20 protein-coding genes are annotated in these 20,977 nt (G+C 70.7%); 14 read left to right on the top strand and 6 right to left on the bottom strand.

Annotated features, from left to right (window positions below; genetic code table 11):
- Window positions 1-195 precede the first annotated feature (195 nt).
- Window positions 196-987: a carboxymuconolactone decarboxylase family protein gene (locus tag FIU88_RS10795; protein WP_152479235.1), complete on the bottom strand. Its 792-nt coding sequence runs from the start codon at window positions 985-987 to the stop codon at window positions 196-198.
- Between the two features lie 136 nt (window positions 988-1,123).
- Entirely contained in the window at window positions 1,124-2,017 is an 894-nt protein-coding gene (locus tag FIU88_RS10790; protein ID WP_152479234.1) for a LysR family transcriptional regulator, read from the bottom strand.
- Between the two features lie 108 nt (window positions 2,018-2,125).
- On the opposite strand from FIU88_RS10790, the gene FIU88_RS10785 reads away from it, so the two are divergent.
- The 6 genes from FIU88_RS10785 to FIU88_RS10760 all read left to right on the top strand — a co-directional run bounded on the left by FIU88_RS10785 (window position 2,126) and on the right by FIU88_RS10760 (window position 6,939).
- Window positions 2,126-2,767: an NADPH-dependent F420 reductase gene (locus FIU88_RS10785; protein WP_152479233.1), complete on the top strand. Its 642-nt coding sequence runs from the start codon at window positions 2,126-2,128 to the stop codon at window positions 2,765-2,767.
- A 97-nt stretch (window positions 2,768-2,864) separates the two neighbouring features.
- Window positions 2,865-3,623, top strand: a complete 759-nt coding sequence (locus tag FIU88_RS10780; RefSeq protein ID WP_216647271.1) for a dihydrofolate reductase family protein — start codon at window positions 2,865-2,867, stop codon at window positions 3,621-3,623.
- A gap of 156 nt (window positions 3,624-3,779) precedes the next feature.
- Entirely contained in the window at window positions 3,780-4,250 is a 471-nt protein-coding gene (locus tag FIU88_RS10775; RefSeq protein WP_172977709.1) for a cupin domain-containing protein, read from the top strand.
- Window positions 4,250-5,623, top strand: coding sequence for an MFS transporter (locus FIU88_RS10770; protein WP_152479232.1), 1,374 nt, complete (start codon window positions 4,250-4,252; stop codon window positions 5,621-5,623). The genes FIU88_RS10775 and FIU88_RS10770 overlap by 1 nt, the downstream gene beginning before the upstream one ends.
- 103 nt (window positions 5,624-5,726) lie before the next feature.
- Entirely contained in the window at window positions 5,727-6,488 is a 762-nt protein-coding gene (locus FIU88_RS10765; RefSeq protein WP_152479231.1) for an SDR family oxidoreductase, read from the top strand.
- Between the two features lie 100 nt (window positions 6,489-6,588).
- Window positions 6,589-6,939, top strand: a complete 351-nt coding sequence (locus FIU88_RS10760; protein WP_152479230.1) for a cyclophilin-like fold protein — start codon at window positions 6,589-6,591, stop codon at window positions 6,937-6,939.
- Between the two features lie 156 nt (window positions 6,940-7,095).
- On the opposite strand, the gene FIU88_RS10755 is transcribed toward FIU88_RS10760, so the two are convergent.
- From FIU88_RS10755 to FIU88_RS10745, 3 genes are all read right to left on the bottom strand, one after another.
- A complete protein-coding gene (locus tag FIU88_RS10755; RefSeq protein WP_253742506.1) occupies window positions 7,096-8,244 on the bottom strand; it encodes an ABC transporter substrate-binding protein in 1,149 nt (382 codons plus the stop codon).
- Window positions 8,234-9,988 (bottom strand): chloride channel protein, encoded by a 1,755-nt coding sequence (locus FIU88_RS10750; RefSeq protein ID WP_253742813.1) that lies wholly within the window; start codon window positions 9,986-9,988, stop codon window positions 8,234-8,236. Before FIU88_RS10750 ends, FIU88_RS10755 begins: the two co-directional genes overlap by 11 nt.
- A 192-nt stretch (window positions 9,989-10,180) precedes the next feature.
- Entirely contained in the window at window positions 10,181-11,578 is a 1,398-nt protein-coding gene (locus FIU88_RS10745) for a PLP-dependent aminotransferase family protein (protein ID WP_152479229.1), read from the bottom strand.
- A 101-nt stretch (window positions 11,579-11,679) separates the two neighbouring features.
- Between FIU88_RS10745 and FIU88_RS10740 the strand changes: the two genes are divergently transcribed.
- From FIU88_RS10740 to FIU88_RS10705, 8 genes are all read left to right on the top strand, one after another.
- Window positions 11,680-12,279 carry a LysE family translocator gene (locus tag FIU88_RS10740; protein ID WP_152479228.1) on the top strand — a complete coding sequence of 200 codons (600 nt, stop codon included), beginning with the start codon at window positions 11,680-11,682 and terminating at the stop codon, window positions 12,277-12,279.
- 316 nt (window positions 12,280-12,595) lie between these two features.
- Entirely contained in the window at window positions 12,596-14,272 is a 1,677-nt protein-coding gene (locus tag FIU88_RS10735; protein ID WP_152479227.1) for a mechanosensitive ion channel family protein, read from the top strand.
- A gap of 281 nt (window positions 14,273-14,553) precedes the next feature.
- Window positions 14,554-15,066, top strand: a complete 513-nt coding sequence (locus tag FIU88_RS10730; RefSeq protein ID WP_152479226.1) for a GNAT family N-acetyltransferase — start codon at window positions 14,554-14,556, stop codon at window positions 15,064-15,066.
- 3 nt (window positions 15,067-15,069) lie between these two features.
- Window positions 15,070-15,975: a LysR family transcriptional regulator gene (locus FIU88_RS10725; protein ID WP_152479225.1), complete on the top strand. Its 906-nt coding sequence runs from the start codon at window positions 15,070-15,072 to the stop codon at window positions 15,973-15,975.
- Between the two features lie 159 nt (window positions 15,976-16,134).
- The gene (locus FIU88_RS10720; protein WP_152479224.1) at window positions 16,135-17,532 is read left to right on the top strand and encodes an amidase; all 1,398 of its coding nucleotides are present in this window, start codon (window positions 16,135-16,137) and stop codon (window positions 17,530-17,532) included.
- 58 nt (window positions 17,533-17,590) lie between these two features.
- Window positions 17,591-17,827, top strand: coding sequence for a hypothetical protein (locus tag FIU88_RS10715; RefSeq protein ID WP_016855361.1), 237 nt, complete (start codon window positions 17,591-17,593; stop codon window positions 17,825-17,827).
- A complete protein-coding gene (locus FIU88_RS10710) occupies window positions 17,820-19,346 on the top strand; it encodes a sodium:solute symporter (protein WP_152479223.1) in 1,527 nt (508 codons plus the stop codon). The genes FIU88_RS10715 and FIU88_RS10710 overlap by 8 nt, the downstream gene beginning before the upstream one ends.
- Window positions 19,347-19,460: 114 nt before the next feature.
- The gene (locus tag FIU88_RS10705; RefSeq protein ID WP_152479222.1) at window positions 19,461-20,270 is read left to right on the top strand and encodes an alpha/beta fold hydrolase; all 810 of its coding nucleotides are present in this window, start codon (window positions 19,461-19,463) and stop codon (window positions 20,268-20,270) included.
- A 57-nt stretch (window positions 20,271-20,327) separates the two neighbouring features.
- On the opposite strand, the gene FIU88_RS10700 is transcribed toward FIU88_RS10705, so the two are convergent.
- A complete protein-coding gene (locus FIU88_RS10700; protein WP_152479221.1) occupies window positions 20,328-20,774 on the bottom strand; it encodes a DCC1-like thiol-disulfide oxidoreductase family protein in 447 nt (148 codons plus the stop codon).
- Window positions 20,775-20,977: the final 203 nt, after the last annotated feature.

Below are 20,977 nucleotides of genomic sequence, written 5' to 3'. Positions count from 1 at the left end.
GGGCGATCGATATCGGCAGTCGTCGTGGCTTGTTAATGGATCGCGGCTCCGCCGCCGGGTTCCGATTTACCCCAGGGCGCTGGCGCAGGGCCGAGCCCGGTCGGGTGCCCTGGAACGCCAAAGGCCCCGCACGGCAGCTCGCCGTGCGGGGCCCTTGTCTCGCGGCCTGCCGCGAGTCGAGCGGGGCGCCCGTCATCACTCGGCGCGCGACTCGAAGACCTCCTTGGCCACCGGCAGGGTCGAGAAGATGTTGGGCCAGCCGGCGTAGAAGGCCAACTGGGTCAGCAGCTCCGAGGCCTCGCCGCGGGTCAGGCCGTTGTCCATGGCGCGGTTGAGGTGGAAGCCGACCTGCTCGGTCTTGCCGGAGGCGATCAGCGCGCTGACGGTCACCATGCTGCGGTCCCGCGGGGTCAGCCCCGGTCGCAGCCACAGGTCCTTGAACAGCGCCTCGGTGGTGTAGTGGAGCACGCCCTCGGAGGAGCCGCCGTAGGTCTCCTGGACGATCTCCTGGCGCGCCTGCTCGGCCTCTTCATCGAGCGGCAGCAGCTCGGGGTCGGCCGGGGGCAGCTGGTCGGCGCCGATGTCATGCTCGGCGAAGACGTCCTTGGCCACGTTGAGCGCCGACATGGCGTTGCCCCAGCCGGTGTAGAAGGCCAGGTGGGTGATGATCTCGGAGATCTCCGCCGGCGTGACGCCGTGGTCCAGCGCGTGCTCCAGCTGGGCGCGGATCTCGACGCGATGGTCGCGGGCGATCACGGCGGCCAGGGTGGCGACGCTGCGATCCCGGGTCGAGAGGCCCTCACGCTCCCACACCTCGCCCAGCAGCAGGTTCTCGGTATAGTCCGCCAGCGCCGGAGACACGGAGGCGACGCCCTCGGCGGTGGGGACTTCCGATGACGGGTCGGCAGCGTGTTCGTTCGCCTGGGCGGGCAGGGCGACGGCCGCCGCGACGGCGAGCGACAGCAGCGAAGCGGGTACGAGTTTCATGGGGATCTCCTGGTCATGGTCAGGCGCGGCCGTGGAGGCAAGGTCGGTCGGGCTGCCTCCAAGATGGCAAGCCCCGCCTTGAGTCGCAATCCTGATGCCAGGCAGCTGTTATGAAACTGGCTCATCAATGGCCGTCTCATTCCTGATGCTGGAGCGCCTCCACGATGACCCGGAAGGCCAGCGAGGACTGGCGGCGATGGGGATAGTAGAGGAAGTAGCCGGGGAAGGGCGGGCTCCAGTCCTCCAGCACCGGCACCAGGCGGCCGGCGTCGATGTCCTCGCGCACCAGGTTCTCCGGCACGTAGCCGAGGCCGTAGCCGGCCAGCGCGGCTCGGGCCACGGGATAGATGGTGTTGAAGGTGCACTGGCCGTCGACGCGCACCTTGAGCTCACGCTCGCCCTTCTTGAACTCCCAGGCGTACAGGCCGCCGTGAGTGGGCAGGCGCAGGTTGATGCAGTCGTGGTCGGTCAGCTCCTGCGGGTCCCGCGGGATGGTGCGTCCCTCGAAGTAGTCCGGCGAGCCGACCACCAGCATGCGGAAGTCGGGCCCGATGCGCACCGCGATCATGCCCTCCGAGACCTGTTCGCCCAGCCGCACGCCGGCGTCGAATTTCTCGGCGACGATATCGGTCAGGCTGTAGTCGGTGACGACCTCGACCTTGAGATCGGGGTAGTCCTTCAGCACCGGTGACAGCTTGGGCCAGATCACGCTGTTGGCGGCATGGTCGGTGGTGGTGATGCGGATGGTGCCGGCGGGGCGGTCGCGCATCTCGACCAGCGCCTCGAGTTCTTCCTCGATCTGCGTGAAGTGCGGGGCGATGCGCTCGAGCACGCGCTCGCCCTCCGAGGTCGGCGTCACCTTGCGCGTGGTGCGCGTCAGCAGGCGCACGCCCAGGCGGCCCTCGAGCCCCCGCACGGCATGGCTCAGCGCCGACTGGGACACGCCGATCTGGGCGGCGGCGCGGGTGAAGCTGCCGACCCGGGCGACGACCACGAAGGACATCAGGTCGGTGACGTTCTCTCTCAGCATTGATGAGCACCTTTCATAATTCTTTTTCGATGGTAACAGCTTACTCATCGACCGACAGGGTGCTACGGTCGCCGATCGTAGAGGCCATCATGAGTGAGAGAGGTCGCGATGAAGATCGGCATACTCGGCGCCGGCCCGATGGGGGCCACGCTCGGCACGATCTGGGCCCGGGCCGGCCATGACGTGACGTTCAGCTATTCGCGCCGGCCGGAGCGGCTCGAGCGCCTGGCGCGGGAGGCGGGCGCACGCGCGGGCACGCCGGCCGAGGCCGTCGACGGCGCCGATGCCGTGCTGCTGGCGGTGCACTGGTCCCGGGTCGAGGACGTGCTGGCCCGGGCCGGCGATATCGCCGGCAGGGTGGTGGTGAACTGCTGCGTGCCCCTCGACGCGCAGGATCGTGACCTGATGGTCGGCACCACGACGTCGGGGGCGGAGCAGCTCGCCGAGCGCCTGCCCCGGGCGCGGCTGGTCGCGGCCTTCAACACCTCGCCCAGCGAGGCGCTGTTCGGCGTCTTCGAGGCCCGCGTCGCCGCCGCGCCGCGGCCGCAGCTGCTCTACTATGGCGACGATGCCGGCGCCAAGGCGGTGGCCCGTGAGCTGATCGAGGACGTCGGCTACGAGCCCCTCGACGCCGGCGCGCTGCGCACGGCCCGTTTCGTCGAGCCCTTCGCCATGGTCACCGCGGAGCTCGCCTACGGCCAGCCCGGCGGCCCGGAGCTCGTCTATCGCTTCGAGCGTCTGGGGCGCTGAGGTCCGCCGGGCATTGATGATGCAGGCTCATAACTGCTAACGGCCGATAGCGATTTATCGATCCCCGGGCCCCCTCTAGGATCGGGCTATCGCGTCGATGTCTTTCTTTACGACCAGTGAGGTCACCGCCGCCATGCGTCCCAGGATCACCTGCCACATGATCACCTCCCTCGACGGGCGATTGCACCCGGCGCGCTGGAGCGATCCGGGCGACGATCGCATCGACGATCTCGTGGGCACTCACTACGAGGCGGCGGCCGGCCGGCTCGGCGCCGAGGGCTGGATCGTCGGCCGCCGGACCATGGCGGCATTCGTCGCTCAGGACGCCGATCCCGAGCGCCTCGAAGCCCCGGTCTCGCGCCCGAACCATCTGGCCGAGCGCGGCGGGCGCGACCTCTGCGTGGCGATCGACCCGGCCGGCCGGCTGCGCTTCGACGCCGATCATATCGAGGGCGACCACGCGGTGGTGATCCTGTCCGAGCGGGTCACGGACGCCGCCCTCGCGCGCCTGCGCGCCGCCGGCGTGTCCTACCTGTTCGCCGGCCCGGACGGCGACCGCCTGAGCTCGGCGCTGGACGCCCTCGGCGAGGCCTTCGGCGTCTCGCATCTGCTGCTCGAGGGCGGCGGCACCACCAACGGCGCCTTCCTCGTGGCGGGGCTCATCGACGCCTTCAGCACGCTGATCTGCCCGGCGCTCGACGGCCTGGCCGGGGAATCCGCCATCGTCGAGCATGCCGGCCCCGCCGGCAGCCGGCCCGCCGCGGGGCAGCGCCTGCAGCTGGCCGCCTGCGAGGCCCTGTCGGGCGGCGTCGTCTGGCTGCGGCATGACGTCGAGCGCGCCGAGTCAGCGTCCTGATCACCCATCATCCAGCGCCGAGGCGACATCCCGTCGTCGCCTCGGCACGACCGAGCGTCCCGCCATGGCGGGGGCACTCCGGCCAGGAACGGCCGGGCGCAGCACCGCGGCCATTCGGCTGCCTGACCACCACAATGCCAAGCAAGGAGACACAACATGATCCGATTTAGCGCTATCGCCCTGACGGCGGCGCTGGCATCGACCAGCGTCTTCGCCCAGAGCATGGAAGTCATCAAGAACGGCACGCACGACGGCTTCATGGGCCCGGACGACAAGTTCACCGGCAGCGCCTACATCGAGCCGGTGTTCGCCAACGAGGATCCCTTCGTCGTCAACGGCGGCAAGGTGACCTTCCTGCCGGGGGCACGTTCCCACTGGCACACCCATCCGGCGGGGCAGGTGCTGGTGGTGACCGACGGTGCCGGCTGGGTCCAGGAAGAGGGCCAGGAAAAGCAGCTCATGGAGCCGGGCGACGTGGTCTGGTGCCCGCCGGGCGTCAAGCACTGGCACGGCGCCACCGACACCACCGCGGTCACGCACATCGCCATTCAGCAGGTCGAGAACGGCGAGAACGTCACCTGGATGGAAGCGGTCACCGATGAGCAGTTCGGCGGCGAGACGCCGTAATGGAGCTGGCCGAGCGACAGGCGGGCGCCGACAAGGCGCTCGTCCTGAGCATCGTGTCCGGGGCGACGATGCTCGCCCTGATGATCTTCACCGTGCCGCTGACGACGCTGGCGCCCACCGCCGAGGCGCTGGCCGCCGGACCGGGTGCCCAGGCCTGGATCCTCAGTGGCATGCCGCTCGGGGCGGCGGCCGGCCTGCTGGGCGCCGGCGCCCTGGGGGACAATCACGGCCGACGCCTGGTGTTTCTGTGGGGCCTGGCGATCATGGTCGCCGCCTCGCTGGCGGGCGCGTTGGCGCCCGAGGGCCTGACGCTGATCCTGGCGCGGGTGATCCAGGGGCTCGGCAGCGCGGCGGTCCTCGCCTGTGGCCTGGGGCTGCTGGGCCAGGTGTTCGTCGAGACGCACGAGCGTATTCGCGCCACGGCCATCTGGGCCGCCGGGCTCGGCGCCGGCGTGGCCAGCGGGCCGATCTTCGCCTCGGCGCTGACCATGGCCGGCGGCTGGCGGGCCGCCTATGTCGGCACCGGGCTGCTCGCCGTGGCGCTGCTGGCGCTGGGGCGCCGCCGGCTGCCGGACACCGAGGCCAGCCCGAGCGGTCGGGTGGACTGGCTCGGCAGCCTGCTGCTGGTCGGCGGCCTGGCGTCGCTGATGTCCGCGCTCACCGAGCTGCGCATCGGCTGGGCGCGTCCCGAGCCCCTGCTGCTGGCCGTGGCGGGTGTGGTTCTGCTGGCGGGCTTCATCGTCGTCGAGAAACGGCACCGCAATCCCATTCTCGACCTGTCGCTGTTCCGCCGCGCCGACTTCGTGGGTGCCACCGTGGCGGCCTTCGCCTCCGGGGCGGGCATCCTCGCCCTGATGACCCTGGTGCCGACGCTGCTGCAGCGGTTCATGGGCACCGGCGCGCTGGCGGCGGCCTTGGTGCTGCTGGGCTGGTCGCTGACCAGCGTGGTCACGGCGCTGTCGGCGCGCTGGCTGCCGGCGGGCCTGTCGCCGCGGGCGATGATGATCGGCGGTCTCGTCGCCTGCGCCGCGGCCCAGCTGATGCTGTTCGGCCCCGAGCCCGACAGTTCGGTGCTGCGCTTCCTGCCGGGCCTGCTGCTGGCGGGGGCGGCCAACGGCATCCTCAACGCCGCCCTGGGCCGCCAGGCCGTGGCCAGCGTGCCGGCCAGCCGCACGGCCATGGGCAGCGGCGCCAACAACACCGCCCGCTATCTCGGTTCGGCCATCGGCATCACCCTGGGCGCGGTGCTGATCGCCCACGGCGAGGAGCTCGACGGCATGGTCGGGCTGGTGACCGGCTGGGATCAGGCCGTGGTGCTGTCGGCGGGCTTCTCGCTGCTGGGCGCCCTGGTGGTGGCCATTGCGCGAGACTGATGAGCAGCAATCATGAGTGCTTTCGGATTGGGCGGGCTAATCGTCGTCGCCGGCCCGGCGTAGCATGACGCCATTCATCCACGCTCACCTCGGGAGAACGCACATGCGTCATGATTTCACGGGCAAGGTCGCCCTCGTCACCGGCGCCGCCTCCGGCATGGGGCTGGCGACGGCGAAGGCCTTCGCCGAGGCCGGCGCGGCGGTCGCGATGGCCGATATCGACGGCGATGCCGTCCAGGCCGCCGCCGATGAGCTCGCGGCCAGCGGCGCCCGGCCCCTGGCCATCACCTGTGACGTGACCGACGAGGCCTCGGTGAAGGCCATGGTCGAGCGCACGGTCGCGACCTTCGGCGCGCTGGATGCCGCCTTCAACAACGCCGGCGTGCAGTCGATCGCCACCGAGACCGCGGACCTGGAGAGCGACGAGTTCGACCGCGTCAACGGCATCAACCTGCGCGGCGTGTGGCTGTGCATGAAGTACGAGCTGCGCCAGATGCGCGAGCAGGGCAGCGGCGCCATCGTCAACTGCTCCTCGCTCGGCGGCTTCGTCGGCGTGCCGGGCCGCGGCGCCTATCACGCCGCCAAGCACGGCGTGCACGGCCTGACCAGGACCGCGGCGCTCGAGTATGCCGACCGGGGCATCCGCATCAACGCGGTCTGCCCCGGCATCATCGACACCCCGATGGTGGCCGGCATGAAGGAACAGGAGACCGCGGCCATGGACCTGCTGATGGAGCAGGTGCCGGCCCGCCGACTGGGCACCACCGAGGAAATCGCCGATCCGGTGCTGTGGCTGTGCGGCCCGGGTTCCACCTTCGTCATGGGCCATGCCCTGGCCGTCGATGGCGGCTACACGGTTCGCTGACGCCATGCGGCGCCGTGCCCTCAAGGCCGCGATGGCCGTCGTCACCCTGTCGGGTGTGGCGGCGGCCTTCGCCGACGGCGCCTCGCCAACGGAGACTCGCATGAAGATACGACTCGTGGTGGAAGGCCAGACCCTGGCCGCCACCCTGAACGACACGCCGGCCGGCCGAGCCTTCGCGGACATGCTGCCGCTGGAGCTCAGCCTCCAGGACTATCACGCCATCGAGAAGATCGCCGATCTGCCCGGCACGCTGCCGACCGACGGCGAGCCGGAGGGCGTCGATCCCGAGGTGGGGGACATTACCCTCTACGCGCCCTGGGGCAACCTGGCGATCTTCTACCGCGACTTCGGCTATGCCCCCGGCCTGGTGCGCCTGGGCCGGATCGAGGGAAGCACCGCGGCGCTCGACGCCAAGGGGCCGCTGGCGGCGCGCATCGAGATCGCCGAGTAAGCATTCGGGCGCGGCGTATCGAGAGGGCCGGCGGGGAAACCCGGCGGCCCTTTTTTGTACCGGGCAAATTCGGGTCGGGCGAAGGCGAGTCGGGCGATCGATTCATCGGACACGACAGGGGGCTCATGTCATGGAAGGACGAAGGGGAGGTGGTGGCTATCGGTCGACGTTGGCTGAGGGCGCGGCGGAGGGCGCCGGCAGCGCCGCGCGGAAGAGCTCGCCGATGCGCGTCCGGCTCCTGGCGTACCAGGCGTCATCCTTGATCACCGCGCCGCCGGCGTTGAGCGGATGGGTGGGCAGGTGCAAGCGCATGTCGATCCCGTTGTCGGCATGGGTGGTGACCCCCTGCATGGCGCTGCGACGTGACGGCCCGTAGGGAATGTAGCGCGTCAGCGCCGCCTGGCGCTCGCTGGCGGTGGCGAAGCGGATGAAGCGCCGTGCCGCCTCGGGGTGTGGGGCGTGGCGGGGGATCGCCCACACCTCATGCTCCTGGACCTGGCCGTCCCAGAGGATGGCGATCGGCGCGTCGCGGTGGGCCATGGCGTCGAAGAAGCGCCCGTTGTAGCCCGACGCCATGGTCACCTCGCCGTCGAGCAGCAGTTCGACCGGCGTGCTGCCGGTCTCCCACCAGCGCAGGTCCTCGAGCCCCGCCAGCCGGGCGAAGGCCAGCGACAGGCCGCGGCGGGTGCTGAGCAGCCGGTACAGCGCCTCCCGGGGCACGCCGTAGGACAGCAGCGCCCATTCGAGGTTGACCGAGGGCGTGCGCTGCAGCGCGCGAGGGCCGGGGAAGCGCCGCTGGTCGAACAGGTCGGCGATCTCGGTGGGGCGCCGGCCGGGGAAGGCGTCGGTGCGATAGGCGACCACGGTGGCGAACACCGAATGGGTCAGGCCGCAGTCGCCGAAGGCGCCGTCGATGAAGTCGCGCTCGGCGGGCGTGCCGTCAGGCGCCGGGGCGGCGAGCTCGGCCGGCAGCGGCTCGAGCAGCCCCGCCTCGCAGGCCGCCATGGCCTCGCTGCGGGTCATGTCGATGAGGTCCCAGGGCACGTCCCGCTCGGCCACCGCGCGGCGCAGCGCCGCCAGCCCGCCGTCGTAGCGCGCCACCGCGACCGGGATGCCGGTGGCCTCGGTGAAGGGGGTGAACAGCGCGCGCCGCTGGGCGCGCTCGTAGGCGCCGCCCCAGCTCAGCACCGTCAGCGGCCCGGTGCCGCTCGCAGGGCTCGCCTGGCCCGTCTGGCCCGACGCCATGCCCCCGGCGGCGAGGCCCGACAGCAGCGCCATCACGGCCCATAGTCGCCTAGCCCGCACCGTGCTCCTCCTTTCTGAGTTCGTCGCCGTAGCGCAGGAAGGCGCGGGCGATGCTCGACTCATAGACCACGCCATGGAAGGTATCGTCCTCGTCGACCACGGCGATGGCCTCGCCGGTCATCTCCTGCAGCTGGCGCATGGCGACCCAGACCGAGGCCTCGGGGCCCAGCACCGGGCGCGGCGTGGCCGGGCAGTCGGCGATCGGGGCGTCCCCCCGGTCCTGCTCGCGCATCACCTCCAGGTCGGCCAGGGTCAGGCTGCCGCGGTAGCGGCCGTCGGCGTCGACCCGATAGGCCTCGCCGTGGCCCGCCTGGCTCAGCGCGTGGATGGCCGCCGCGACCGAGGTCTCCGGGCGCAGCGTCACGCCCTCCTGGCTGAGCAGATCGCCCAGCCGGGCGTCCTCCATCACCGCCCGGCCGCGGCCCGAGGACAGGTCGAGCCCTCGGGCCAACAGCTGGATGTCGAACAGCGAACGGCCGAAGAGCTGGGCGGCGATGGGGCTGGCCAGGGTCACGCTGGCCAGCGCCGCCGTGGTCAGCGCGTAGCTGCCGGTGAGTTCGAAGACGATCAGCAGGCTGGTCAGCGGCGCGCCGATCACCGGCGCGGTGACCGCTACCATGCCGCAGATGGCGTAGAAGACGAAGGTGTCCTGGGCGCCCCCGGCCAGGCCCACCAGGGTGCCGCACAGCGCCCCGAACAGGGTGCCGATCACCAGCGCCGGGCTGAACACGCCGCCGCCGAAGCCCATTCCCAGGCACAGCGCCGTGGCGGCCAGCTTGAGCCCCATCACCACCGCGAGCTCCACGCTGCCGAAGGCGCCGGCGATGGTGGCGAAGCGCAGCGTCTCCTGGCCCATGCCGAGGATGTCGGGCACCCACAGCGCGGTCACGCCGAGCAGCGCCCCGGCCAGCGCGGGGTGCAGCGGGGCGGGCAGCGGCAGGCGCCGGGCCAGCCGGCCGACGCCGAGGATGGCCTGCATGTAGCCGCCGGCCACCAGTGCGCCGAGCCCGCCGATGACGAGGAACACGCCGAACTCCCAGGGGCGGGGGATGGCGAGCTGTTCGACGTGGAAGAGTGCGCCGCGGTCGAGCACCTCGGCGGCGATCACGTGGCCGACCAGGGCGGCGGCCGCCACCGGGGCGAAGGCGCGCAGGGCATAGTGGCGCAGCACCACCTCGTGGGCGAAGACGATGCCGGCCAGCGGGGCGTTGAAGGCGGTGGCGATGGCCGCGGCCACGCCACAGGCGATGGTGATGTTGTCCTCGGAGCGGCCCAGTCTCAGCAGGCGGGCCCCCGCGGAGCCGAGGCTCGCGCCCATGTGCACCAGCGGCCCGTACTGGCCCACCGAGGCCCCGGCGCCCAGCGACACCAGCCCCGACAGCGCGGACAGTGCCCCGGCGCGCGGCGGCAGGCGGCCGCGGCGGGTCTGCACGGCGGCGATGGCGTCGGCGGGCGTATGCGGGCGGCCCTCGGGAATGGCGCGATGCAGCTGGCCGACGATCAGCCCGCCCAGCGTCGGCACCAGCACCGTGGCCATGGCCAGCCACTCGGGGTGGGCGAACATCATGCGCCCGCGCGGCGACACCAGCAGCAGGTCATTGAGCCATACCACGGCGCCGACGAAGCCCACGGCGGCCAGCGCCGCCAGGCCGCCGGTCAGGCCGCCCAGCGCCACCAGCCCCAGGAAGCGCAGCACGCCCCGGGCGCCGCGGCCCGCGACATTCCCTGTATTCGGAAGGGTCATGTTCAAGGTGTAGGCGCTGGGGCGTGGATGGTCCACTCGCGGACGCGTTCTGTGAGGGGAATGATGAGGGCGTCGTGATCGGACAGGCGTTGGGTCCGGTTCCATCCATCGAGGTGGTGCCGATCAGCAGGAACAGGTATTGGCGCCCTGGCGCCGGGGCGTTGCCGGCCGGTGTGGCCGGCACTCGATGGGCTATAGCGTCTGCCAGGGCGAGGCGGGCGGCTCGCCCAAGAGTTCGTCGACGGTGGTCAGCGCCCGCTCGAGCGCCTCGCGGGTCTCGGCCGGCCCCAGGCACAGGCGGATGGCCTGGGGCGCCGGCTCGCTGCCCATGCAGAACGGTTCGGGCGTGGAGACCTTGACCCCGCGTCGCGCGAGCAGCGCCTGTACCTCGCTGCTGCGTCGGCCCGCCGGCAGCGGCAGCCAGACCAGCGACGAGCCCTCGCGGCTCTGCGGCCCGTAGTCGGCCAGGCGCTCGAGGGCCAGCGCGCGGCGAGCGGCCAGCTCCTCGACCTGCCAGCGCAGCAGTTCGTGGCTGTCCGGGTCCTCCATCCAGCGGCAGGCCGCCTCCACCATCAGCGGCGGCACCATCCAGCTCTGGGAGCGCAGCGCCGAGCACAGCCGCTCCTGCAGCCGTTCCGGCACCGTGAGGCTGCCGATGCGCAGGCCGCCGGCCATCACCTTGGAGGTGCTGAACACGTGCAGCGTGCGCTCCGGCGCCAGGCTGACCAGCGGCGTGCCGCGCTGGGCCTCGGGCAGGTACTGCACCGCGTCCTCGATCAGCCAGATGTCGTGCTCACGGGCCAGCGCCACCAGGCGCTCGCGCCTTGCCTCGCCGAGCCGTGCCCCGGTGGGGTTGTTGAGATCCGGCGTGGTGTAGATCAGGCGCGGTGGCTGGCGGGCGCACAGCCGGGCCAGGGCGTCCATGTCCATGCCGTCGGCGTCCATCGGCACCGCCATCGGACGCAGGTGGGCCTGCTGGGCCGCGCACACGAAGCCCGGGTAGGTGAGGGCGTCGGCGGCCACCAGGTCGCCGGGCTGGGCGAGGTGATGCACCAGCAGGTGAATGCCATGCTGGCCGCCCTGGGTGATCAGCAGGCGCTCGGGGTCGTCGGGCAGACCGAGCCGGCCCTGCCAGGCGGCGATGCGCGCCCGCTGGACTTCACTGCCGGCCTCGGGCTGGTACTCGGTGGCCGCCTGCACGGCCTCGGGCGAGTCGATGAGGCCCGCCAGCGCACGCTTGAGGCCCCTGGCGCGCAGCGGGTGAGGCGGCGGCAGGCTCATGCTGATGTCGATCACGCCGTCGTCCGCCGGCTGGCCGGCGCGGAAGAAGGGCAGGTGGTCCTCCTCGGCCGGCTGGCGCACGTAGGTGCCGCTGCCGACCCTGGACTCCACCCAGCCCTGGCGCTGGGCCTCGGCATAGGCGCGGGTGATGGTGCCGACGGTCACGCCGAGGCGATCGGCCAGCCGACGCTGGGGCGGCAGCTTCTCGCCCGGGGCGAGCTCGCCGTTGCCGATCGCCGCGGCCATGGCCTCGGCGATGCGACGGTAGCGTGGGCCGCCTTCGGGCAGCGCGGGTGTCCAGATTGTCATGGTGACAATAAAACCTTTGACGCCATATTTGTGCCCATTATTCTCGAAAAGGTCGGCAAGAAGAAGCCGTCCCACCAGAAAATGTAGGGGTACAATTCAAGATGGACACGCTCGCCGCCCTCGGCCCCGCCGCCCTGTTCATGATCTCCATGACCATCACGCCGGGGCCCAACAACATGATGCTGACCGCCTCCGGGGCCAACTATGGCTACCGGCGCACCCTGCCGCACCTGCTGGGCATCATGGGCGGCTGCTTCGTGCTGTTCACGGCGGTGGCGCTGGGCCTGGGGCTGGTGTTCGAACGCTTCCCGATGGTGCAGACGACGCTGCGCGTGGTCGGCAGCCTCTACCTGCTGTACCTGGCCTGGGGCATCGCCACCGCACCGCCGCCCAGCTTCGATGAGGGTGAAGGCCGCCCGCTGAGCTTCTGGCAGGCCGCGGCCTTCCAGTTCGCCAATCCCAAGGCCTGGGTGATGGGCCTGACGCTGATGGCGAGTTTCCTGCCCGAGGAGGGCAACACCGTGATCAACGCGCTGCTGCTGGCCGGGGTCTCCGAACTGATCGCCTTCCCCTGCATCTCGCTGTGGGCCGGCTTCGGCATGGCCATCGGCCGCTGGCTCAAGGGGCCGCGTGCCTGGCGCGCGTTCAACGGCACGATGGGGGCGCTGACCGCCGGCTGCGTGGTGTTCATTCTCGGCTGAGGGCGGTCGTCCCGTCCCGTGCGGCTGGCTCCAGGATGGCCGGGGGCGTCGCTGGTGGGTGTTGCCCGTGCAGCGGCACGAGCCGATGGCCGATCCCGGGCGGGCCATGGAAACGATGAGGCAGACGGAGACGTTCGTCATCGCCGACCCGGGGCACGCCGCAGACGGCGCCTGAAACGGCAGGGCCCACCAGGGGGCGAGGGGCGATGCGCCGTGGCGGCGGGGCTGGACGACCGGCAGGGCCATGGGGTGTACTGCTGGCGACCGCCGGCCTGGATGGCCGCTTCCCGGATCTCCCTGGACTGGACCGCTCCTCATGCAACGTTGCCTCAGCTGGATACTGCTGGTCGTCGCGCTGTTCGCCGTCGGCCCGAGCCTCGCCCAATCACCGGACGGCGAAGCGCCGCGCTGGTTCGACCTCGAGTCACTCAACGCCGGGCTCGGCGAGCCCCCCGAGGAGGTGCGCCGCCAGACGCCCCGGGAGGCGCTGCGCAGTTTCCTGACCCTGACCCGACGAGGCGACTTCGACTCGGCCGCGCACCTGCTCAATCTCGCCGATCTCTCTCCCGGCGAGCAGGCGGCCCGCGGCGCCGAGCTGGCCCGCCAGCTGGCCTCGGTGCTGCAGCGGGGCGACTGGTTGGAGCCCGCCGACCTGCCGAGCCGCCGCGATGCCATGATCGTGGCGCCCTCGGGCCAGCATCCCATGGCCGGCATGCCGCGCCGCAACCTGCTGCTCACCTCGCTGGAGGCCGCCGGCGCGCCCCATGACATCCGCCTGGCCCGCTACCGGGTCGGCGAGCGGCCCCCGGTATGGCTGATCACGCCGGACAGCCTGGCCTACGTGCCTGCCCTGTACGCCGAGTACGGCCCTTCCTGGCTGGAGGATCACATTCCCTCGCGCCTGCAGGCACCGCTCGGCGAGCTGCGGCTATGGGAATGGATCGCCCTGCCGATCTTCCTGCTGATCATCGGCCTGGTGGGCTGGGGCGTGCATCGCCTGGTGGACTGGCTGGTGCGGCGCATCTTCCGGCGGATCAGTGGCGCCTTCACCGGGCGAGTCCAGACGCCCATCGCGTTCATCGCCATGGCCCTGGTCGCGCGGATGCTGCTCGACTATGTGGTGTCGTTCTCCGGGGCCGTCACCACCTCGTTGCGCGTGCTGCTGATCATCATCGCGGCCTGGGGCGTCGGCTTGGTGGCAGTGCGGCTGTTGGACGCCTTCCTGATGAAGATGACCCAGAGCCTGGTCGGCGAGATCGATGACACCAGGCATCGCGATGAGCGCAAGCTGCTGACCTCCCTGTATGCCCTGCGCCGCAGCATCATCCTGGTCACGGTGGTCGCCGTGATCGCCTACGTGCTGAGCCAGATCAACCTCTTCGGCACCCTGGGCATGACCCTGGTGGCCTCGGCCAGCGTGCTCACCGTGCTGGTGGGTATCGCCGGGCAGGCGGTGTTGGGCAATATCCTGTCCTCCGTCCAGGTCTCGCTGGCCAAGCCCATCCGCATGGGCGACCTGATCGTGTTCGAGGGCCAGTGGTGCTACGTGGAGGGGATCTACTACACCTTCGTGCGGCTGCGCTCCTGGGACGAGCGGCGACTGATCGTGCCGATCCGCTATTTCGTCTCCCAGCCCTTCGACAACCTCTCGACCAAGAACCCCCGGCTCTACCGGAAGATCGCGCTGACCCTGCACCTCAGCGCCGACATCGCCGTGCTGCGCGAGCGCTTCGTCGAGCTCGCGCGGCGGGAGGAGTACGTCGTCGACCCCGACAGGCTGGAGTGCCACGTGACGGCGCAGCGCGAGGCGACCCTGGAGGCCTCCTGCTACCTGATGACCCGCGAGCCGGTCGGCGGCTGGATCGCCGAAAACAATGTGCGCGAGGGGCTGATGGCCTTCATTCGCGACGAGCACCCGGAGTGGTGGCCGCGGGAGGTGGTGGTGCTCGGCCGCCAGGATATCGCCCGCGGCGATGGCGGGGCGGCTTCCTGAGTCGGACCGCGGCCGCCAGTGGCTCCAGGTGCCAGTCGCCGTGCCGGAAGCGCCGGCCGACCCCGCGGGCGACCCGCCGTGTCACCACCGGTGCCAGGGCCTGTTCGAGGGTGATGGACATCGGCATCTTCCCGGGTGGCCGAGCCCTCGCGCCTGGCCGAGCCGCCCGGGTCGGGGAGGGGCCCTGGCCAGTGGCGGTCGGAGCGGGGATACTGTGGCGTTTTTTGCCGGGCCGTGCGCGGCCTGGCCACATCACGCCACTCGACAGGAAGACTCTCGCCATGGAATCCGGCCTGCCTCTCGTCCGCATCGACGCCCTCTCGCCCCTCGTGCCGACACTGGCGGGCTGGGCCCATGACCAGTGGGGGCATCTGCATCCCGGGCGCAGTCGCGCCGCCACCATCGCCACCTTCCGTGCCGACTGCGGATCGTCAGGCGTGCCCTCGGTGTTCGCCGCCATGGACGGCGAGCGGCCGGTGGGCATGGCCAGCCTGGTCGCCGACGACATGAGCGACCGTTGCGAGCTGACGCCCTGGCTGGCATCGGTCTTCGTGCTGCCGGAGTGGCGTGGCCGCGGCATCGCCTCCGCGCTGGTGCGCCGGGTGGAGCAAGAGGCAGAGGACGGCGGCCACGAGCTGTTCTATCTCTACACGCCGGACCAGCAGTCGCTTTATCGGCGGCTGGGCTGGGAAGACGTGGAGGAGCGCGAGTACCACGGCGAGACCGTGACCATCATGCGGCGGGATCTCTCGCCGCGCGGCCTCGGGCCGTCTGTTACCGCGCGGCCGGTCTGAACCATGCACTGGAGAGCCCTTCACTACTTCGACACGGTCGCCCGCTGTCGCTCGCTGCGTGAGGCGTCGGCGCGGCTGCACATCGCGCCTACCGCCATCAGCCGTCAGATCGATCTGCTCGAGCACCGGCTCGGGGCGCCGCTGCTGGAGCGTGGCCCCGGCGGTATCCGCCTGACGTCGGCCGGCGAGCTGCTGGCGGTGCAGGCCAGGCGGACCCTGCGAGACCTGGAGCGGGTCCAGGAGCAGATCGGCGATCTCAAGGGACTGCGCACCGGGCGGGTCAGTCTGCGGGTGGCCGAGGGGGTGGTGGCGGGTCTGCTGGCGCCGACGCTGGCCGATCTGGGGCGGCACTACCCGCGGTTGCGCTTCGACATACAGATCGCCAGCGCCGGCGAGATCGTCGAAGCGCTGCGCAGCGGTGATGCCGATATCGGGCTGGCCTTCTTCCTGCCCCATCATGACGATATCCAGCCGTTTGCCAGCAGTCACCTGGAGCACCACGTGGTGATGGCGCCGAGCCATCCGCTCGCCGTCAAGGGGGAGCTGCGCCTGGCCGAGCTTGCCGAGCACCCGCTGGCGTTGCCCGACGAACACTATGGCGTGCGTCAGGCCCTGGACGAGGCGGCTCGCGATCAGGGGCTCACCTTGACGCCCACCTTCCATACCGCCTCCCTGGAGACCCAGAAGGCGCTGGCGCTGGCCGGTGCCGCGCTGCTGATTCTTCCGCCCATGGCGGTCGCCCGAGAGTGCGGCGGCGGTCAGCTGGCGAGCGTGCCGCTGGCGCCGGGCGAGCTGCCGCGCACCCGCCTCGATCTTTGCCTGCATCGACATCGTCAGCGCAGTTTTGCCACCGACGCCTGCCTGGGGCTGCTGGCCTCGGCGCTTCAGGGCCTGGGGGATCAGGACTGATCGGTATCGCAGGCGGAAGAGGGCAGCGGCCGGCATAGGGGCGGACGGGGTGTACACAAAACGTGGACACCCTGGCGTCATCATTGTGATGGCTGGTGACACGGGAACGCGCCAGGCTGAGGACACCCGCCACACCAACAACAATCACGGAAGGCCCTCATGATCGATCCCCACCAGATGACCGCCACCCAGCTGCTGGCGGCCTATCGTGACAGGCGCCTGTCGCCGCTGGATGCCGCCGAGGCCCTGGTCCGGCACGTCGAGCGCTGGGAGCCGCACCTCAATGCGCTCTATGATTTCCGTCCGCAGGCGTTTCTGGCGTCAGCCAGGGCCTCCAGCGAGCGCTGGGCGCGAGGCGAGCCGCGCGGGGCGCTGGACGGCGTGCCCGTCACGCTCAAGGAGCTGATTGCCACCCGCGGCCAGCCGGTGCCGAGCGGCACCGGCCTCGGCGACCAGTCTCCGGCCGCCGACGATGCGCCGCCGGCGGCACGCCTCGTCGAGGACGGTGCGACGCTGCTGGGCAAGACGACGTGTCCCGACTTCGGCATGCTCTCCTCGGGGCTGTCCTCGTTCCATGGATTGACCCGCAATCCCTGGCGGCTCGAGTGCAATACCGGCGGTTCAAGCTCCGGCGCCGGAGCGGCCGCCGCCGCGGGCTACGGCCCGCTTCACGTGGGCACCGACATCGGCGGCTCGGTGCGCCTGCCCGCCGCCTGGTGTGGCACCGTCGGCTTCAAGCCGACGCTGGGACGGATTCCCATCGATCCCTACTACGTGGGGCGCTGTGCCGGCCCGATGACGCGCAGCGTCGACGACGCCGCGCTGATGATGACGGCCCTGTCACGTACCGATCGTCGCGATGCGACCCGCCTGCCGCCGGAGGACATCGACTGGCGCGACCTCGATCTGGACGTGTCGGGGCTGCGCATCGGCGTGATGATGGAGGCCGGCTGCGGCCTGCCGCTGGACGACGCCATCGCCGCCGCCGTGGAGGCCGCCGCCGCCCGGCTCGAGGCCGCCGGGGCCACGCTGGTGCCGCTGGCGCCGGTGATGACGCGCGAGATGCTCGATGGCCTGGATCGCTTCTGGCGGGTGCGCCAGTGGAATGCCCTGTCGGCGCTGTCGAACGAGCAGCGTGAACGGGTGCTGCCGGCGATCCTCGCCTGGGCCGACGACGGCGGGCGGATCGGTGGCGGGGAAGCGGTGCGCGGTTTCGAACAGACCCTGGCCATGCGCCGCGCCACCGAGGCGGTGTTCGACGACCTCGACGCGGTGATCTCGCCGACCACGCCCAACGTCGCCTTCCCCGCGGACTGGCCGTCGCCCTCCAACGATCCGCGTCGCCCCTTCGAGCACATCGTCTACACCGTGCCGTGGAACATGGGGGAGCAGCCGGCACTGTCGCTCAACGCCGGTTTTTCCCGCGATGGCATGCCGTTAGGCGTGCAGCTGATCGGTCCGCGGCTGGCGGATCACTTCGTGCTGAAGCTGGCCAAGGTGCTGGAGACCCGTCTGGCGCTCGCGCCGAGCTGGCCTTCTCCCCCCGCGGCGCAGTAAGGTCCGCGTCCATCTTTCGGGCATTGCCTCACATATTCATCGTGGGAGAGTTCTTGTCATGTCATCTCGACTCGTCGTCCTGCCCACCAGCCGTGCCGGCTGGGGGCTGCTCATCGCCTTCATCGCCGTGGTGGCGGCCGGCATCTGGCCCGTGATCGGCTGGGTGAATCGTGCCGTGCTGGTGCTGGGCCTGCCGCTGCTGGTGGTGTGGAGCTATGTGGTGATCTTCGCCTGCTTCGCCGTGATGCTGATCGCCAACCGCGTGCTCGCACGCAAGGAGCGTGAGCATGACTAGTGCCTGGGCGTTTCTCATCACCCTGGCCTATGTGGCCATCGCCATGATCATCGGCCTGCGCGCCCGCGGCGGGCGGCGCATGAACAGCCTCGAGGAGTGGGGCGTGGCCGGGCGCAGCATGGGCCCGGTGACGCTGTATCTGCTGATCGCCGCCGGCAGCGTGAGCGCCTACACCTTCATGGGCGCGCCGGGCTGGGCCTATGCCAAGGGCGTACCGGTGTTCTACGTGGCCGTCTATCTGGCCTACCTGGCGCTGATCGCCTGGTACTTCGGCCCCAAGGTGTGGCAGTTCGGTGAGCGCTTCGGCCATGTCACCCAAGCCAGTGCCATCGCCGACCGCTACCAGAGCCCGCTGCTGGGGGCGCTGGCGGCGCTGGTGATGTCTATCGGCTCGGTGGCCTACGCGGTGCTGCAGACCATCGGCTCGGCTTACATCCTCAACGTGATGAGCGGCGGGGTCATCCCGGTGTGGCTGGCGGTGCCGCTGGTGCTGGCCTGCATCGCCGTCTACCTGTTCGTCAGCGGCCAGCGCGCCATCGGCCGCACCAACGCCTTCCAGGGCGTGCTGATGCTGGTGGTGGCCTGGGCGGTGGGGCTGTGGGCGCTGCACGGTGCCACCGGCGGGCTCGATGTCGGCGCGCTGTTCTCGCGGCTGCAGGCCGAGCACGGCGATTTCCTGACCCTGCCCGGCGGCGGTGGCGACATGAGTTTCAGCTTCTGGACCACCTCGATCATCGTGTCGATGTTCTCCTTCATGCCGCCGGTGTGGACCCAGTGGATGAGCGCGTCCTCCGCGCGCACCATCCGCCGCAGCGCCACCTGGCTGCCGACCTACTACGTGGTGATCCTGCCGATGGTGGTGGTGGGCTTCATCGGCATCTTCGCGCTGCCCGACCTGGCCCGTGCCGATACCGTGGTGCTCGAATACGCCATGCAGTTCCTGCCGGTGTGGCTGGTGGGGCTGCTCGGTGCCGGCACCCTGGCCGCATCGATGTCCTCCAGCGAGCCGTTCATCCACTCGGTGGCGCTGTCCTGGAGCAAGGACGTGGTGCAGCCGCTGCTGGGCCTCTCCGAGGCGTTCACCGGCAAGCTGGCGCGCTGGATGATCGTGCCCCTGATGGCGCTGGTGATCGCGCCGCTGGCGATCGCCGAGCCCGGCAGCCTGGTGATGATCCTGCTGGTGGGGCTGGGCTTCGCCACCCAGGTGCTGCCGGCCTTCATTGGCATGTTCCTGTGGCCGCGCGCCTCGAAGTGGGGCGTGATGGCGGGCATCGTCAGCGGCTTCCTGGTGACCGTGGCCTTCACCACCGTGTGGAAGCACCCGCTGGGCATCCACGCCGGCTTCTGGGGGCTGATGCTCAACCTGCCGGTGTTCGTGGCGGTGTCGCTGGCCACCCGGCCGGCCCCGAGCGAGGTGGTGGAGCGCTTCTTCCGCATCGCCGCGCCGAACGGCCTGACCCGGCTGGGTAGCGTCGAAAAACCGCGTGCTCACGATGCGGTGGCCTTCAGCCGCGAGTGACGGCGGACGCGGGCCGTAGACCCGCTGCCTGATCGAAGCCCCGGGCCCGCCATGGTCCGGGGCTTTTGCTATCCTGCCGTCACCCAACCATGAGACGGCTGACGAGATAGCATCATGATCCTGGTCGAGAACCGCGGCGTCAGTATTGCCTTCGAGGACCATGGCAGCGAGGCGACCCCGCGCCTGCCCATCGTGCTGGGCCACAGCTTCCTCTGCTCCGGCGAGATGTGGCGCGAGCAGCTGCCCGCGCTGGAGGGCGAGCGCAGGATCATCAACATCGACTTCCGCGGCCACGGCGGCTCGAGCCACCTCAGCGAGCCGTTCACGCTCTACGACGCCGTCTCGGACGTGATCGCGGTGCTCGACGAGCTCGGCATCGAGCGTGCCGTGTGGTGCGGGCTCTCGATCGGCGGCATGGTGGCGCTGCGCGCCACGCTCGAGCATCCGGAGCGCGTGGCCGGCCTGATCCTGATGGATACCGACGCCGGCCCGGAGACCCTGGTCCACATGCTCGAGTATCGCGCCATGGGCGCCGTCGCCAGGCGCTTCGGGCTGGGGCCGCTGCTGCCCTCGGTGGCGCGGCTGATGTTCTCGGCCACCACGCGCCGCGAGCAGCCGGCCCTGGTGGCCGAGTGGAAGGCGCGCTTCGCCTCCGTGGACGTGCCCTCGGCGCTGCTGGGCCTGGACGCCCTGATCAAGCGCGACTCGCTGCTCGAGCGCCTGGCCGAGATCGACGTGCCGGCGCTCGTGGCGGTGGGGGAGGAGGACCGCTCGCTGCCGGTGCCGTTCTCGCGCCGCCTTCACGAACGGCTGCCGGACTCGCGCCTCGCGATCATCCCCGGCGCCGGTCATCTCTCGGCGCTGGAGCAGCCGGAGCGGGTGAACGAGGTGATCACCGACTTCCTGGCGTCACGCTTCGACTGAACCACGGACGTTCATCGTCTCAGTGTGGCTCCGCCCATCGGGTGGGCCCGGTTCCGCTCAGCGGCGCAGATTGTTAATGGGCGGGATGCGGCACAGCCGCAGCAGGGCGTTGCGACAGGCCTTGAGCCAGGGATAGAGGCGGGCGGCTCGCCCGCGGCTCGAAAACAGGCGATACATCAGCCGGTTGAACACGCCGCTGCGCGTGCCGAGCAGGGTGAGACGATGCAGGGTCTCGCTGCCGTGATACCAGCGCTCGCCGACCTGCAGCGCGAAGCCTTGGTCCAGGTCGATGCCCTGGGCGCTGAGCTCGCGGCGGGCCTCGCTATCCTCGCGCCCGTCGATCAGCTCCAGTTCGCCGACGTCGCGGCGGATGCGATACCAGAGCGCATAGCGCCGACAGATCGGGCAGTCGCCGTCGTAGACCAGGCGCATCCGCCGGCCTGGCGCCTCGTCGCGCGCGGGCCTGTCTTGGCCGGATTCCCGATGATCGTTCGATCCTGACATGCCGTGGCTCCCACCATGCGATGTGGCTCCCAGCCTACCCGTGCCTCGAAGCCCTGCAAACCCGCCCATTTCTGCGCCATTCGGCACAGTTCAAGCCACGCCTTTTGCAGCCGATATCCCCTTCGAATAGGATCAGCTAATTAAGGTCGCAGAAGATGGTCACACAAGGGACGCAGGGGCTACCGCATCAGACGGCTGGAGTG

The organism is Halomonas sp. THAF12 (assembly GCF_009363675.1).
Lineage (GTDB): Bacteria > Pseudomonadota > Gammaproteobacteria > Pseudomonadales > Halomonadaceae > Halomonas > Halomonas smyrnensis.
Note: the sequence above shows the minus strand (reverse complement) of the source record. Positions and strands in the feature narration are given on the sequence as shown.

Excerpts from the sequence above, each read along its gene's own strand:
- FIU88_RS10715 (WP_016855361.1), top strand. The coding sequence starts at position 17,591 with ATGTCATCTCGACTCGTCGTCCTGCCCACCAGCCGTGCCGGCTGGGGG.
- FIU88_RS10775 (WP_172977709.1), top strand. The coding sequence starts at position 3,780 with ATGATCCGATTTAGCGCTATCGCCCTGACGGCGGCGCTGGCATCGACC.
- FIU88_RS10785 (WP_152479233.1), top strand. The coding sequence starts at position 2,126 with ATGAAGATCGGCATACTCGGCGCCGGCCCGATGGGGGCCACGCTCGGC.
- FIU88_RS10730 (WP_152479226.1), top strand. The coding sequence starts at position 14,554 with ATGGAATCCGGCCTGCCTCTCGTCCGCATCGACGCCCTCTCGCCCCTC.
- FIU88_RS10780 (WP_216647271.1), top strand. The coding sequence starts at position 2,865 with ATGTCTTTCTTTACGACCAGTGAGGTCACCGCCGCCATGCGTCCCAGG.
- FIU88_RS10725 (WP_152479225.1), top strand. The coding sequence starts at position 15,070 with ATGCACTGGAGAGCCCTTCACTACTTCGACACGGTCGCCCGCTGTCGC.
- FIU88_RS10790 (WP_152479234.1), bottom strand. The coding sequence starts at position 2,017 with ATGCTGAGAGAGAACGTCACCGACCTGATGTCCTTCGTGGTCGTCGCC.
- FIU88_RS10705 (WP_152479222.1), top strand. The coding sequence starts at position 19,461 with ATGATCCTGGTCGAGAACCGCGGCGTCAGTATTGCCTTCGAGGACCAT.
- FIU88_RS10735 (WP_152479227.1), top strand. The coding sequence starts at position 12,596 with ATGCAACGTTGCCTCAGCTGGATACTGCTGGTCGTCGCGCTGTTCGCC.
- FIU88_RS10750 (WP_253742813.1), bottom strand. The coding sequence starts at position 9,988 with ATGACCCTTCCGAATACAGGGAATGTCGCGGGCCGCGGCGCCCGGGGC.
- FIU88_RS10760 (WP_152479230.1), top strand. The coding sequence starts at position 6,589 with ATGAAGATACGACTCGTGGTGGAAGGCCAGACCCTGGCCGCCACCCTG.
- FIU88_RS10770 (WP_152479232.1), top strand. The coding sequence starts at position 4,250 with ATGGAGCTGGCCGAGCGACAGGCGGGCGCCGACAAGGCGCTCGTCCTG.
- FIU88_RS10710 (WP_152479223.1), top strand. The coding sequence starts at position 17,820 with ATGACTAGTGCCTGGGCGTTTCTCATCACCCTGGCCTATGTGGCCATC.
- FIU88_RS10740 (WP_152479228.1), top strand. The coding sequence starts at position 11,680 with ATGGACACGCTCGCCGCCCTCGGCCCCGCCGCCCTGTTCATGATCTCC.
- FIU88_RS10700 (WP_152479221.1), bottom strand. The coding sequence starts at position 20,774 with ATGTCAGGATCGAACGATCATCGGGAATCCGGCCAAGACAGGCCCGCG.
- FIU88_RS10765 (WP_152479231.1), top strand. The coding sequence starts at position 5,727 with ATGCGTCATGATTTCACGGGCAAGGTCGCCCTCGTCACCGGCGCCGCC.
- FIU88_RS10720 (WP_152479224.1), top strand. The coding sequence starts at position 16,135 with ATGATCGATCCCCACCAGATGACCGCCACCCAGCTGCTGGCGGCCTAT.
- FIU88_RS10795 (WP_152479235.1), bottom strand. The coding sequence starts at position 987 with ATGAAACTCGTACCCGCTTCGCTGCTGTCGCTCGCCGTCGCGGCGGCC.
- FIU88_RS10745 (WP_152479229.1), bottom strand. The coding sequence starts at position 11,578 with ATGACAATCTGGACACCCGCGCTGCCCGAAGGCGGCCCACGCTACCGT.